Raw genomic sequence first — 13,511 nt, 5'->3', positions numbered from 1 at the left:
TAAAGTTATGAGCCTACGTATTGCGATTTTTGACGACAACAAAAACATCCGTGAGAGTATCGGCATGTTACTGGCGACTGATCCTGAATTTGAAGTAGTGGGTTCTTTCAGCCATGTCCTGGATTGCCTTGATGACATACGGGAATGTAAACCCGATATTGTCCTTATGGACATAGAAATGCCTGCCATGACAGGGATAGAGGCAGTACGGGCTATTAAAAAAGAATATCCCAATATCCAGATCCTGATGCAGACTGTTTTTGAAGATGATGACAGGGTTTTCGATTCAATTTGCGCTGGTGCTTCCGGTTATCTGCTCAAAAATTTTCTTAACACCAGGTTGGTGGATGCCATCAAGGAGTTGCAATACGGTGGTTCGCCAATGAGCCCATCGATAGCAAGGAAGATGTTTAACAAGATGCAGGAAATGTCCAAACATGTTATACCTGAAGCCGTGCCTGATTATAATCTCACACCAAGAGAAAAGGAAGTGCTCGCATGTATAGTTGAAGGTCTTGCTTACAAGATGATTACAGATAAACTACATATCAGTTATGAAACAGTTCGCAGTCATGTGAAAAAGATATATGAAAAACTGCATGTGGCGTCACTCACCGAAGTAGTTTCGAAAGCAATGAAAGAACGAATCGTTTAAGAGAATTATGAATTATGAGTTATGAGTTATGAAAGGAGTTAAGAAATCATACCTCATCACTCACTCATAACTCATCACTCATAACTCATAACTCCTTAAGTTCCTTTTTTCGCTGATACGCCAGGTGCGACATAATTATCTATCGGCTGAAGGGTCTGAAGATATTTGTAAATCGCTTTCAGATCATCTTCTTTCATTTTACTAAAGGGCTCCCAGGGCATATGTGATTCCTTAATAACTCTACCCTTCCGGAACCGGGCTATAAACTGACCCTGTGACCAGCCGGTTATCCTTCCCGACTTATGGGGAGTAAGATTTGGCGATGTGATAAAAAATGAACCAGAGTCTGTTTTCGATTCCATGGTAAATCCACCTGCATAACGCTGACCAATAAACGCACCGGTCATAAGGTCTCGGTTTGTATGGCATCCCTGGCAGTTTGCAATATTGTTTGCTATATACCTGCCATAATTTGCTGTTGTATCCCGGCTAACAGCCATCGGCACTTTTTCATTGGGGCCTGCAGGCTCAAGGACCAGTGCTTTTACCGCTTTGCCAAGGAGATTCATATTGTTTTCCGGCACTTCATTTACAACGGGTGGCTGTGAACGCAGATATGAAATGATTGCTCTTAGGTCTTCATCACTTGTGTGATGAAAGGGCATAAAGTCGAACAATGCCCGGCTATCGGTACCTACTCCATATCGTAAAGCCCTGGCAATTGCCTGATCTGTTTTATAAAGTATGCCCGTTTTATCGGGAGTAAGATTTGGTGCAAATATATCGCCAAGAGGGATTTCGAATTTAAGACCGCCCGATAATGGAATTAGCTGGTTTTCGCTGGCCGATGGCGATTTCTGTTCCGGGGCATGGCAGTTTGCACAATGAGCCGCACCAAATACCAGTTCACGACCCCTTGAAATTACACTGGTGTCAGTACTTGCGAGGATAGAAGGAAAGGGAGCGTCAAATTTCCTGTTATGTCTTAACTGGATAAAAATAAAAAGACAGCAGATTATGCCAACAATGATGATTCCCGTAACACGGAGTATTTTTTTCACAGTGTTTAAGCGATTTGATTTATGATTGTATTTGAAAGAATTGCAACTTCAGCGTTGGAAGGAGATCAGTTCCGGTCTGATTTCAGGTAGTAATATTTTTCCAGCAACATCTGCTGGGTACCATCCTTCCTGGCTTTTGCAGCCAGCCATTTAAATATTGGAAAAATATATTTCAACATCCCACTGGGTTGGGTATCAGTGAGCACCATAAGCAAAGCGAGATGAGTTAAGCTTTTGGGTATGCCTTTTTTTGTTGTTTTACCTTCAGTTGCAAGACCATATCCGATGGCAAGACCTTTAACAAAATCCCCGTGTCCCGGGACAAACCTTACCTGGCAAACTATTGTTTCTCCGGATTTATTTATAAAGTGATGTGTAGTATTTCTTGGAACCGTAATGGATTCCCCCGGTCTCAGGTTGTATAGCTTTCCACTTAACATAACACCAAGCTCACCTCTTACTGCCGTAAAAGTTTCTTCGAATGCACTATGAACATGCATACTGTCGCCACCTCCCGGAGAAATCTCCAGTTCACCCAGGGAATAAAGCCCACCTGTTTCCGAAGCCGATTTTAAAACTGTAACCTTGTCGCGGTAAATGGGGTTATAAAATACTTTGCGTGGAACTAATTTTTTTTCCATCCTTGCAACATTTGATTTTATTTGATCTATCTGCTCCTATCCTGATTGCAGGTTCAAAAATCTGGAATTAGGATATAGGAAATGATACCCAAATAATGGATGTTCTATAACCGGAATTGGTGATTTGAGAATTAAAGCAATAATGATATCAGGGCAAAGATTGAAGCGGAAAAAGTGTTAAGAAAATTTACCCCGTTATTTTTGATTTTGCCATTTCTTTCCAGTGTGGCTCCGAGGACAGAATCCACGAGGTTGCCAACTGTGCCTGCAATAACTATTATTAAAATAGTGCTCCAACTGAATTCTTCTGTTAACCCGTAAGCAAGAGCAATCAAACTGCTGCCAAGGATACCAAATGCAAAACCCTCCAGGCTGACAACTCCGTTCTCGCCCCGCTTGTCGGGCCTGAACGTCATGATGTTCAAAAATTTTTTGCCATACAATGAACCAAGTTCTGAAGATATAGTATCGGCTGTAGCAGCAGACAGGCTGCACGCAATCATTATAGTCAATACATGCCGGTATTCTGAAAAAGTAATCGCAGCAAGGCCAAGTAATCCCGCAATGCCCCCATTAGCGAGCACCTGGAAACTATCCCGGCGACCATGATTTTTTTCTGATAAACCAAGTTGCACTTTAAAATCAAATTGCCATGAGGTAGCAAAGGTTGCCGCTATGAAAAAAGTAGCGAGAAGGATAATTCCAGGGAAACCGGTTCCGGCAAAAATAGCAATAGCTACAAGAGCACCGGTAATGGCACCAACTACGGTGAGTTTATGTTTATAGATAGTCAGCCCAACCATCACCGTAAGTAATAAAATAAAGACTAAGTTACCTGTCATTGATAAATGTAAAAGGGTCCCGTTAAAAGCGGCCCAAAAGTTTCCAAAAAGCGGTCCAATTAAAAGTTCGGCAAATGAGTTCACCATCTGTATTCATAAAGTAACAATATTATTGTCAGTACAGATTCCTGTCATTCTACAATTAAATACAAATTGCATTTTATTTGTAGCTTGATGAATATCAATAAATCTGTTTTTAAGACTTAACTTCTCCATATTTAAGGGCCTGAGTACAGATTTTGATTGCTGAAGAGTACAAAGAACAGATATGACTAAAACTTTGTTGGCACGCCAATCGTGGAAAATTAAAGAAACAGAAATTAATTATCTTGTTTATGCTATAAGCGATAATCAGCTTGAGTATTACGAGGTTGAAATCTTACACGAAACTTTCAGGCTTAAAAAAGATGCTCATGGAACCTGGACAGGTCTTGATGGCGAGGTATCTGACGATATACGTAAATGGGGCGAAGTTGTGGATATGATATTGAAGGATAAAAAATAACGTGAATCTTGTATTGACCAATAAGCTAATTTCGCTCATACATTGGCGATACCCGGTTAATTGCAAGATTGAGTATGAAGAAAGATTCAACTAATTTAAGGACCGTTCAGGTAACCCGTTATATAACTCCGTTAAGGGAAGGCGGTTCACTGCCAGCAATTGCAGAAGCAGATGATGACTTCATGTATGTGTTAAAGTTTCGCGGTGCGGGCCAGGGTGTAAAGGCACTTATTGCTGATTTGATAGGCGGTGAAATCGCCAGGGCTGCCGGCTTAAAGGTGCCGGAGATTGTTTTTGCAAAGCTTGACAGCGCATTTGGCAGAACGGAGCCCGACGAAGAAATACAGGATTTGCTCAAAGCAAGCGTAGGTTTAAATCTTGGCCTGCATTTTCTTTCCGGGGCAATGTCTTTTGATCCGGTTATTAACAAAACAGAACTTTTACTTGCCTCCAAAATTGTGTGGCTGGATTGCCTGCTGACGAATGTAGACCGCACAGCCCGTAATACCAATATGCTCATCTGGAACAAAGAATTGTGGCTGATAGATCATGGCGCCGCTTTGTATTTTCATCATTCCTGGTCGAATTGGGAAGAACATGCCCTGAGACCATTCATGTTGGTTAAAGACCATGTTATGTTACCTTTTGCCTCCGAACTTGATTCAGCTGATATAGAACTGAAAAAAATCATTACCCCTGAAATTATAAATGACATTGTAGATTTGATACCCGACGAATGGCTGAATCCGGAATCCGATACGGAAACACCGGATTCAATGCGACAGGTTTATGCCAGTTTTCTTAAACTGCGGATGGATAACTCACACATTTTCTTAAAAGAAGCACAGCATGCAAGAACAGCACTTATTTGAGTATGCAGTGATCAGGATAGTTCCCCGGGTTGAAAGGGAAGAATTTCTGAATGTAGGAGTGATACTTTTCTGCAAAAGGCCCGTTTATCTCGGTGTCAGGTATAATCTCGATGAAAAAAAAATAAAACACCTGTTTGGGGAAACCGATATCGATTGTCTAAGGGCCTCCCTCAATTCACTGCAAAAAATTGCTGCAGGCGATCAGGATGGCGGACCAATTGCGCGTTTGGATGCCGCCGGGCGATTCCGGTGGCTTACTGCGACCCGGAGCACGATGCTGCAGACTTCAAAAGTGCACCCCGGCCTCTGCACTGATCCCACTAAAATGCTCGACAATCTATTCGGGAAGCTTGTACTTTGAACCAGTGCTGGTACGAAATTATCATAAGTTCCATGTCTGACTTGTAATTAGCTGCTATCCGGGTGGCACAATTTTTACACTTAATCAGGTATATATTGCTTACCTAAATTTTTTATTATGGCACAAATGAAAGATACAATCCGGAAAAATGATACCAAAACCGTTGAATTAGTGGTAGATAAGGTTCCGTACCAGGTTAAAATAACACCCGAAAAATTCAATGATGATCCAAGGTTTTATATTGAAGTAAATGGTGATGGCGGACACATGTATGCCTGGTATTCTGATTTATTAAAGCTCCACGCACTGGACGATGAAGCTTCTACCTTGCCTGACGGTCTTGAACAGGCAATAAGTAACATGATAGTGAAAACCATCTATATAAAATAAGACAATTTTTCTGCAATAGACGTTAGTTTGCAATAGACGTTAGTTTGCAATAGACGTTAGTTTTTGATATGCGACTGATTTTAGTTTTTGATAAAGTCGCAACCTAATCTACTTTGTCACCTTAATCATCTTCGAGATCGTAACATTGCAAAGCTATTTCCAGTTCTTCATTGGTGGGTACTACTATTATTTTTACTTTCGAATGCGGCTGTTGAATGGTTCTGATCTCAGAACTGACTGCCGCATTTGATTTTTCATCGAGCCTGACACCCAGAAACTCCATGTCTTCACAAATCAACCTCCGTATTTCAATATCATTCTCTCCTACCCCCGCGGTAAATAATATTGCATCAACACCATTCATTGCTGCTGCATATGCACCCATATATTTTTTTACGCGGTATACATACATCATCACTACAAGAGCAGCTTTCTTATCACCTGCATTTATTTTTTCACGGATGATACGCATATCATTTGAACCGGCAAGGCCAAGCAGCCCCGCATTTTTGTTTAGCAGATCCCTGATTTCATCAATATTCATTCCTGATTTATCGGCCAGGTGGAAGATCACCGATGGGTCAATATCTCCCGAGCGTGTTCCCATAACAAGGCCGGCCAGTGGACCAAACCCCATACTTGTATCAACCGAACGGCCATCCCTCACCGCGGTTATGCTACATCCATTACCGAGGTGAATGGAAATTAATTTTTGCGGTAATTCACCAAGAAATTCTGCTGCTTTTTTACAAATGTATTTATGACTTGTGCCGTGAAACCCATAAACCCTGATATGTTCTTCCCGGTAAAAATCTTCAGGTATGGCATACCGGTAGGCCTTCTCAGGCATGGTCTGATGGAATGCAGTATCGAATATCGCAACATGTTTTGCCTTATCAAAAAACTGTTCAGCTATTTCAAGACAGGTATAATTTACCGGGTTATGCAAAGGCGCAAGTGAAAACAATGATCTGATTTTTGCTTTGGCAGCTTCATTTATTACTGTCGCATCCAAAAATTCCTCTCCGCCATGTACTATACGATGACCAACTATTTCGATATCTGCAGACGATTCAATCACCCCACTTTTATCATCAGTCAACAAAGCAAGGATTTGTTCCATCGCTTCCCTGTGGTCAGATATATTGCATGATCTGTTAATCCTTACTGCTGGTGAACCCTTAACTGTATACCTGATTTCCGCTTTACCGCCAATCTTTTCCACCTGGCCAATACAAACCGGATCCGGATCAGGCATGTTGAACAATTGATATTTTATCGAACTGCTCCCTGCATTTATAACAAAGATTTTTTTCATTTTTGTCTTAAAAATTGTCTTGTCCCTGGATGGCAGTTATTACTACGGTGTTGAAAATATCATCTACTGTACAACCCCGGCTGAGATCATTGATAGGCTTATTTAGACCCTGCAACATCGGTCCGATCGCCAATGCGCCTGTTTCACGTTGAACAGCTTTATAAGTATTGTTGCCGGTATTAAGATCAGGAAAAATTAAAACAGATGCCTTGCCGGCAACCGGAGAGCCAGGTAATTTCTGGTTTCCGACTATCGGATCAACTGCAGCATCATATTGAATTGGCCCTTCAACTTTTAGATCAGGTCTCTTTTCTTTTACCAACCGGGTAGCGATCCTGACTTTTTCAACATCTTCACCTTCACCCGAGGTACCGCTACTATAAGAAAGCATAGCAATTCTAGGTTCAATTCCAAATTTAGCACTGCTGTCTGCAGATGAAATCGCAATTTCTGCAAGCTCCGGTGCCGTTGGATTTGGATTAACAGCACAGTCGCCAAAAATGGCAACCCTTTCAGGAAGGCACATAAAAAATATTGAGGACACGATAGAAATCCCTGGTTTTGTTTTAATGAACTGAAGCGCGGGTCTGATGGTATGTTGAGTAGTATGAACTGCTCCCGAAACCATACCGTCAGCATGCCCTTTATGAACCATCATAGTGCCGAAATAGGATACATCTGTCATCATATCGCGAGCCATCTCGAGGTTAACATTTTTGTTTTTACGCAGTTCATATAAAGACTCATAGTACTCAGTATAGTTCTCCGAATTAATAGGATTAATTATCTGGATTGAAGAAAGATCAAGTGTCAGCCCAAGTTTTTTGATTGTGGTTGCGATTTCCGCGGGATCGCCTAGTAAGGTAAGATTCACAATATCCTGTGCAATTAATCTTGCGGACGCTTTCAATATCCTTTCTTCATTTCCTTCAGGTAAGACAATATGTTTTTTCTGTCTTTTCGCCCATTTCACCAATTGATACTGGAACATATGAGGAGTAATTCCTTCTTGCCTGAATGTGATAATTTTGTTTTCCAGCGCCTGCATATCAATATACTTTTCGAAAGTATCAACTGCAAGCTCAATCTTTTGTTTATTATCTGCACTTATCCTTGAATGTATAGAACCAATAGCCCTGGTGGTTTCAAATGTTCCTTTTTTGACAGCTATAATTGGAATAACCGTTTGAAGGCCTTCTATAAGCTTTATTACCGAATCTTCCGGTTCCATGGCAGCTGTTAAAACAATTCCCGCAACTTTCGGATAATTGGTTGAAAGATTTGCCTGTAATGCACCTAAGATAATATCGCCGCGGTCACCGGGTGTTACAATCAGGCAGTTCTCACTTATATGATTTAAAAAGGCGGGTAACATCATCGCTCCTGTCACAAAATGATCCACCTGGTTTGTAAGCAGGTTGCCCCCAAAAAATCACTTTTGCATTAAGTGTATTGCAAATCTCCTGCATGATGGGGCTCTGAAGCCGTTGATCCCAGGGTATTACAGCAATCAATAATTCTTTGGACAATTGCAGTTTCAGTATTTCTTCCACATCATCTCTCTGCTCAGCGTTTACCCTGTTGGCTATGATGCCAATCACCTGCACATCCCTTGACTCAAAATTATGCAGCGCATTCATGGCTGAACTTATGATCTGGCTGGTCGATTTATTTTCACCCGTAATAACAAGCAATACCGGAGCTCCCAGGTTTTTTGCAACTGCAATATTTGATTCAAATTCAAAAGCTATCCCTTCACCAAGAAAGTCACTTCCTTCTATGACAGTGAAGTCATAATTATCTTCAAGCTTTTTATATTTATCGATGATGGTACTAATAAGATCGCGACGACTGTCCGCTTCGATCTGTTCCAGCATTTGCCGACGGCTGAAAGCAAAAGTGTCTTCATAAGCGATGGGCAAAGAGAAATGATTAAGTATCGTATCGATATGTAGTTCTCTTTTATGGGTATCATCCTCAACTATGATAGGTTTGAAATAACCAACCTTTTTCGTTTTTCCGAGAATCATATTAATCAAACCTAAAGCGATAACTGATTTTCCGGTAAAGGGTTCTACTGATGATATAAAAATGTTTTTGGTCATACTCTCTTGTTTGATCCGGATACCTTAACGAAGATAACTGTCCGGGAGCCAGGAAATTGCAGAAATCGGCCAGCAAATCAAATATTGTGCCCTCCCAAAGGCCACCAATCCCTGCTATGAAAATTCCACAATATCAAGCTGATATTCCTCATTACAATATTAAATCCGGCAAATAGAGGGAATTAAGAAATTAAAATAAACTGCACAAATATTGTATTAAACGTTAGTGAAACATTATTGGAAAATTTTAAATAAAACATATGAGCGTAATTAAAGATTTGCTGAACTCACCGAAAGATCTGCTTAACTCAGCGGATACGAATAACATAAGTGATACCGGAAGAATTGTATCTGCCCTGAGTGGAATAGTGATAATAGGGATGGCAATGATGGAAAAAAAGGGTTCATCATTAAGTAAATGGATAAAAATCGGTAGCGGTGCCGTGTTGATTTTGAAAGCAGTATCAGGATTGCGCCCTTTAAACAAAGCCCTGGGAATTAGTCATAATTAATTTGGCTACAGGTTGACAAATAATTCAGACGCCCGCTAAAAAGCATTGCGACTATGCAATGCAGTTCGGTGGGCTTTTTTATTATGATGAGATCACTATAACAAGAGTTTACGAAATATGTCGTAATTTATGTCAGCAACAAAATGGCCGGCCAGATGTTTCCGGATACAAACCGGCCATTCAACAATTATACTTTTCTTAAAAGTCAACAGATGAGTTTTAATGGGCCTATTGTGATCATCGAAGATGATGAAGATGATCAGGAATTTTATACAAATACCCTCAGCGGTCTTGCCATTGAAAATGAAGTGATATATTTTGATGCAGCTGAAGCCGCTTACAAATTCCTGGAAGAAACTAAAAAAAAACCTTTCCTCATCATCTGCGATATTAACCTGCCTGGGATCAGTGGAATAGAATTCAAAAGGAAGATCCATGAAAATCCTCTGCTGAAGAAGAAAAGCATTCCATTTATTTTCCTGACGACCAGCAGTGACAAAAACACTGTTGTTGCTGCATATGAGATGATGGTACAGGGCTATTTTGTTAAACCAAACAGTGTAACCGAGTTGTCTACACTACTTGATCAGATTATTTCTTATTGGAAAGTCTGCAAGCATCCCAACTCAATATAACATAAACCTGGCAGAATGTTATTTAAGGATCGATCCTTTAATCTTTACTGCTTTTACTTTTTCAAAAACATTTACTGGCAGTATCTTCCCTTCTGCATTGAAACGCATCGGCGAGATACATGTTTCGCGGTTGAAACCATTTCCACCAGGGATCTTGAAGCGATGATAAACGATATACCATTCATCCTTTCCAGGTATCTGCAGAACTGAATGATGACCTGCAGCTTTAACAACCCCTTTCGCCTTGAGTATTGGTCCACCTTCGGCTTTTGTAAAAGGACCAAGCGGTGAATCAGCTGTTGCATAAGACACGCAATATCTTGGATCACGGGTATCATTTTCTGACCACATCAGGTAATATTTTCCATTCCTTTTTAACATAAATGGAGCCTCATTGTATGCGATAGGTTTGAATGATTTTACCCCGGCCGGATCAAAGGAAATCATGTCTTCATTTAATTTGACCACATAGCAATTTCCTTGTCCAAATAAAAGATACGAGGCCCCATCATCATCTGTAAAAACCATAGGATCTATCATCTGGCCAGGAAATGAGCCCTTAGCAACCAGTGGCTTTCCAACAGCATCCTTAAACGGTCCCCTGGGCTGATCACCGACCGCAACCCCGATATTTCCATCTGCCGAAAAGTAAAAATAGTATTTGCCATTTTTGAAAGCGATTGCCGGAGCCCAGGCTTTCGTATTTGCCCAGCTTAAATCGCGGGCAACATTAAACACCTCCCCTTCGTTTGTCCAATATTGTAAATCACTGGACGACCAGACAGAAAACGATATCGAATTCCATCCATTACTACCATCTGTAGTCGGATAGATATAATACTTTTTTCCAAACACAGCAATGTGCGGATCCGCGAACACACCGGTAAGTACCGACATCGGTGCATTTGTGGTATCATTACTTGCCTGGGCGCTGGCCCCGATCGCAAAATGCGCTATCATGAAAGTACACAGAAACAGTTTTTTCACTTGGTTTATTGATTGGTGCAAAAATTTTATGCGGCTTCAAAATACAGGATTTTAGGTCATCCCGCTGAGATACTTATCCAAAATAATGGTTTTTAACTTTTTTGAAATTCCGTGAGGCTATTCTGAAATCATGTCTACTTATTTAATATGTTCTTTTTATTTATTCAATTTGTTCTTTTTAAGTTTTCGACCGGCCTGAAATTCGAAAGCCTGAATTTGAATTCAAGGCATTATCTTAGTTTACCTTAATTGATAATTTCACTACATGACTAGTAACCTGATAATACCATCGATCCTGATTTTCACTGCTGTGTTTGCAACACCCAGACTTAATGACATTTCCAGACCTGGTAAATATGAAAGTCACCCGCAGCGCCATTCCAAATCGCTGGGAAAGCAAATCCAGGATACCAGCCCGGTAGTTGCCCCTGGTGCTGAACTTCAAAAAATAAGTGACCAGTTCAAATTTACAGAAGGACCGGCAGCCGATAAAAATGGCAACGTCTATTTTACAGATCAGCCCAACAATAATATCTGGAAATACGATACAAAGGGTAATCTTACCCTGTTTTTCGCAGGCGCAGGAAGATCAAACGGATTGTACATAGACCGAAAAGGTAATATCATCTCCTGTGCTGATGAAAACAATGAGCTATGGCAGATTTCCACAACAAAAAAGACTAAAGTCCTGGTAAAAGATTTCAACGGTAAACGTCTGAATGGGCCTAATGACCTATGGATACATCCCAAAGGCGACATCTATTTCACCGATCCGTTTTATAAAAGAGACTATTGGAAACATACCCTGCAGGAACAACCGGGACAATACTTGTTCTATTATAACAAGAAAAGCGGGAAAATCGAGCCGGTAGACACCACATTTCAAAGACCCAATGGTATCGTGGGTACAGGAGACGGGAAATATCTGTTCGTTGCCGACATCGGTGCCGGCAAAACTTACCGTTACGGGATACAGGCAGATGGCAAACTTTCAGACAAAAAATTATTTGCTCCACAGGGATCAGATGGAATGACAATAGACCGTAACGGCAATCTTTATCTTTCAGGAAAGGGAGTGACTGTGTACAATCCTGCCGGTACAAAAATCGCGCAGATTCCTGTACCGGCAAACTGGACAGCAAATCTTTGTTTTTCAGGGAAAGACAAGGATGTGCTTTTTATAACTGCATCTGAATCCGTATTTACGCTAAAAATGAAAGTCAAAGGTTATTAAGCCTTAACAAAATGACTCTATGCCCCTTCGGAAGGATGTTTCCACGGAGCACGGTATTTTCGTTTGAGCATAGCCGTTGCCTTTTCGTCGCCCTTTATTGTTTTTGTTGCCGGGTCGTAAACCAGCGGACGGCCAAGTTCCATTGACAGATTTGCGAGTATGCAACTGGCGGTACTTATGTGACCTTCCTGGATATCTGCAACGGGCCTGGTATTTTTTTCAATGGCGTTTAGAAAATCCAACATATGCAAACGGGTCGCAGGCGCAGCATTTAATTCGATCTGCGGTTCAGTCAGATCCTCAGGATATTTTTCTTTTTCAAATACGACATCCTCATGGATTTTCTCACCCTTCCCTTCCGGTACAAAATCGTATTGCATGGTACTGGCTGATAAAGTTCCTTTATCTCCATAGATTTTAAAAGACCATGGATATGCGGGGTCAGCCGGTGTTCCCCAGGTACGATGTTGCCAGATACAATTGAGATCATCATATTCAAATAACGCAGACTGTGTATCTGAAATATTCGACTTCCCTTCTTTTTGCACATAGATGCCACCGGTTGAACTGATCCTTTTTGGCCAGCCGAGTTTTAACATCCATCTAACGGTATCGAACATATGCACACACATGTCGCCTGTTATTCCATTACCGTATTCTTTAAAAGTTCTCCACCATCTGACATGGGGTAAACCATCAAAGGGCCTTAGTGGTGCCGGACCAGTCCACATTTCGTAATCAAAAAATTCAGGCACAGGCTGCATAGCCGGGTTGCCATTATTGCGCATATGAAAATAACAACACATCTCCACATGTGAAATCTTTCCAAGTAATCCTGCATCTACAATTCGTTTCTTTGCATTAATCAGGTGTGGTGTGCTCTTACGCTGCGTACCTACCTGCACCACTTTGTTGTACTTGCGGGCGGCAGCAACCATAGCTTCACCTTCAAGTACATCAACGCTGATGGGTTTTTGAACATATACATGTGCGCCTGATTTCAAAGCTTCAATTGCCTGCATTGCGTGCCAGTGATCGGGTGAACCTATTAAAACGATATCGAGTTTATTTTCAGCAAGCATTTTTCTATAATCCCCATAAAGCTTCGGTACCTGCTTTGATTTCTGACGCTGACTAACCATTTTGCCGGCTTCAGCCAACAGGTTTTTATCGGCATCACAAAGCGCAACAACATTCACCGGCGAAACCTGGATCAGGCGGAATAAATCACTTTTACCATACCAGCCGGTACCAATCAATCCAACATTGTATTGTTTATCGGCATTGAACACATTCATGCCGCTCGCATTCAGGCTCGCGAGGGCAAGTGAAGCAGTTGCTCCTTTAATAAAGCGTCGTCTGTTGAGATCAAATGTTTGCATGCAGCTCATTA

Annotated in this window: 16 protein-coding genes; 8 read left to right on the top strand and 8 right to left on the bottom strand. The window is 41.1% G+C overall.

Annotated elements, in window-relative coordinates; genetic code table 11:
• The first annotated feature begins 7 nt into the window (after nucleotides 1–7).
• Nucleotides 8–655: a response regulator transcription factor gene (locus VK664_RS03340; RefSeq protein ID WP_461397188.1), complete on the top strand. Its 648-nt coding sequence runs from the start codon at nucleotides 8–10 to the stop codon at nucleotides 653–655.
• A 95-nt stretch (nucleotides 656–750) separates the two neighbouring features.
• Here the strand turns inward: VK664_RS03340 and VK664_RS03335 are convergent, their stop codons facing one another.
• From VK664_RS03335 to VK664_RS03325, 3 genes are all read right to left on the bottom strand, one after another.
• A complete protein-coding gene (locus tag VK664_RS03335) occupies nucleotides 751–1,716 on the bottom strand; it encodes a c-type cytochrome (protein ID WP_461397187.1) in 966 nt (321 codons plus the stop codon).
• Between the two features lie 65 nt (nucleotides 1,717–1,781).
• Nucleotides 1,782–2,357, bottom strand: coding sequence for a cupin domain-containing protein (locus tag VK664_RS03330; protein WP_461397186.1), 576 nt, complete (start codon nucleotides 2,355–2,357; stop codon nucleotides 1,782–1,784).
• Nucleotides 2,358–2,488: 131 nt separating this feature from the next.
• Nucleotides 2,489–3,199 (bottom strand): DUF92 domain-containing protein, encoded by a 711-nt coding sequence (locus tag VK664_RS03325; protein ID WP_461397185.1) that lies wholly within the window; start codon nucleotides 3,197–3,199, stop codon nucleotides 2,489–2,491.
• A 268-nt stretch (nucleotides 3,200–3,467) separates the two neighbouring features.
• Here VK664_RS03325 and VK664_RS03320 point away from each other — a divergent pair, with 268 nt between their 5' ends.
• From VK664_RS03320 to VK664_RS03305, 4 genes are all read left to right on the top strand, one after another.
• On the top strand, nucleotides 3,468–3,704 hold the full coding sequence (locus tag VK664_RS03320; RefSeq protein WP_461397184.1) for a hypothetical protein: 237 nt from the start codon (nucleotides 3,468–3,470) through the stop codon (nucleotides 3,702–3,704).
• A 74-nt stretch (nucleotides 3,705–3,778) separates the two neighbouring features.
• Complete coding sequence (locus VK664_RS03315; RefSeq protein ID WP_461397183.1) at nucleotides 3,779–4,576, top strand: HipA family kinase; 798 nt, start codon at nucleotides 3,779–3,781, stop codon at nucleotides 4,574–4,576.
• Nucleotides 4,554–4,937, top strand: a complete 384-nt coding sequence (locus VK664_RS03310; protein ID WP_461397182.1) for a DUF3037 domain-containing protein — start codon at nucleotides 4,554–4,556, stop codon at nucleotides 4,935–4,937. The genes VK664_RS03315 and VK664_RS03310 overlap by 23 nt, the downstream gene beginning before the upstream one ends.
• A 117-nt stretch (nucleotides 4,938–5,054) precedes the next feature.
• Nucleotides 5,055–5,327, top strand: coding sequence for a hypothetical protein (locus VK664_RS03305; protein ID WP_461397181.1), 273 nt, complete (start codon nucleotides 5,055–5,057; stop codon nucleotides 5,325–5,327).
• Nucleotides 5,328–5,448: 121 nt separating this feature from the next.
• Here the strand turns inward: VK664_RS03305 and VK664_RS03300 are convergent, their stop codons facing one another.
• From VK664_RS03300 to VK664_RS03290, 3 genes are read right to left on the bottom strand one after another with little or no spacing between them, the layout of a single operon-like run.
• On the bottom strand, nucleotides 5,449–6,645 hold the full coding sequence (locus tag VK664_RS03300) for an acetate/propionate family kinase (protein WP_461397180.1): 1,197 nt from the start codon (nucleotides 6,643–6,645) through the stop codon (nucleotides 5,449–5,451).
• Between the two features lie 7 nt (nucleotides 6,646–6,652).
• Nucleotides 6,653–8,035: a phosphate acetyltransferase gene (gene pta / locus VK664_RS03295; protein WP_461397179.1), complete on the bottom strand. Its 1,383-nt coding sequence runs from the start codon at nucleotides 8,033–8,035 to the stop codon at nucleotides 6,653–6,655.
• Nucleotides 7,989–8,750: an AAA family ATPase gene (locus tag VK664_RS03290; protein WP_461397178.1), complete on the bottom strand. Its 762-nt coding sequence runs from the start codon at nucleotides 8,748–8,750 to the stop codon at nucleotides 7,989–7,991. The genes pta and VK664_RS03290 overlap by 47 nt, the downstream gene beginning before the upstream one ends.
• Nucleotides 8,751–9,010: 260 nt before the next feature.
• Between VK664_RS03290 and VK664_RS03285 the strand changes: the two genes are divergently transcribed.
• Both VK664_RS03285 and VK664_RS03280 read left to right on the top strand, forming a co-directional pair.
• A complete protein-coding gene (locus tag VK664_RS03285; RefSeq protein ID WP_461397177.1) occupies nucleotides 9,011–9,262 on the top strand; it encodes a YgaP family membrane protein in 252 nt (83 codons plus the stop codon).
• Nucleotides 9,263–9,417: 155 nt separating this feature from the next.
• A complete protein-coding gene (locus tag VK664_RS03280) occupies nucleotides 9,418–9,897 on the top strand; it encodes a response regulator (RefSeq protein WP_461397176.1) in 480 nt (159 codons plus the stop codon).
• 18 nt (nucleotides 9,898–9,915) lie between these two features.
• On the opposite strand, the gene VK664_RS03275 is transcribed toward VK664_RS03280, so the two are convergent.
• On the bottom strand, nucleotides 9,916–10,884 hold the full coding sequence (locus VK664_RS03275; protein ID WP_461397175.1) for a family 43 glycosylhydrolase: 969 nt from the start codon (nucleotides 10,882–10,884) through the stop codon (nucleotides 9,916–9,918).
• Nucleotides 10,885–11,149: 265 nt separating this feature from the next.
• Between VK664_RS03275 and VK664_RS03270 the strand changes: the two genes are divergently transcribed.
• A complete protein-coding gene (locus VK664_RS03270) occupies nucleotides 11,150–12,118 on the top strand; it encodes an SMP-30/gluconolactonase/LRE family protein (RefSeq protein ID WP_461397174.1) in 969 nt (322 codons plus the stop codon).
• Nucleotides 12,119–12,135: 17 nt separating this feature from the next.
• Here VK664_RS03270 and VK664_RS03265 read toward each other — a convergent pair whose 3' ends face one another.
• Nucleotides 12,136–13,500, bottom strand: a complete 1,365-nt coding sequence (locus VK664_RS03265; RefSeq protein ID WP_461397173.1) for a Gfo/Idh/MocA family protein — start codon at nucleotides 13,498–13,500, stop codon at nucleotides 12,136–12,138.
• Nucleotides 13,501–13,511 lie beyond the last annotated feature (11 nt).

It is taken from the genome of Flavitalea sp., assembly GCF_035489435.1.
Taxonomy (GTDB): domain Bacteria; phylum Bacteroidota; class Bacteroidia; order Chitinophagales; family Chitinophagaceae; genus DATHKG01.
Note: the sequence above shows the minus strand (reverse complement) of the source record. Positions and strands in the feature narration are given on the sequence as shown.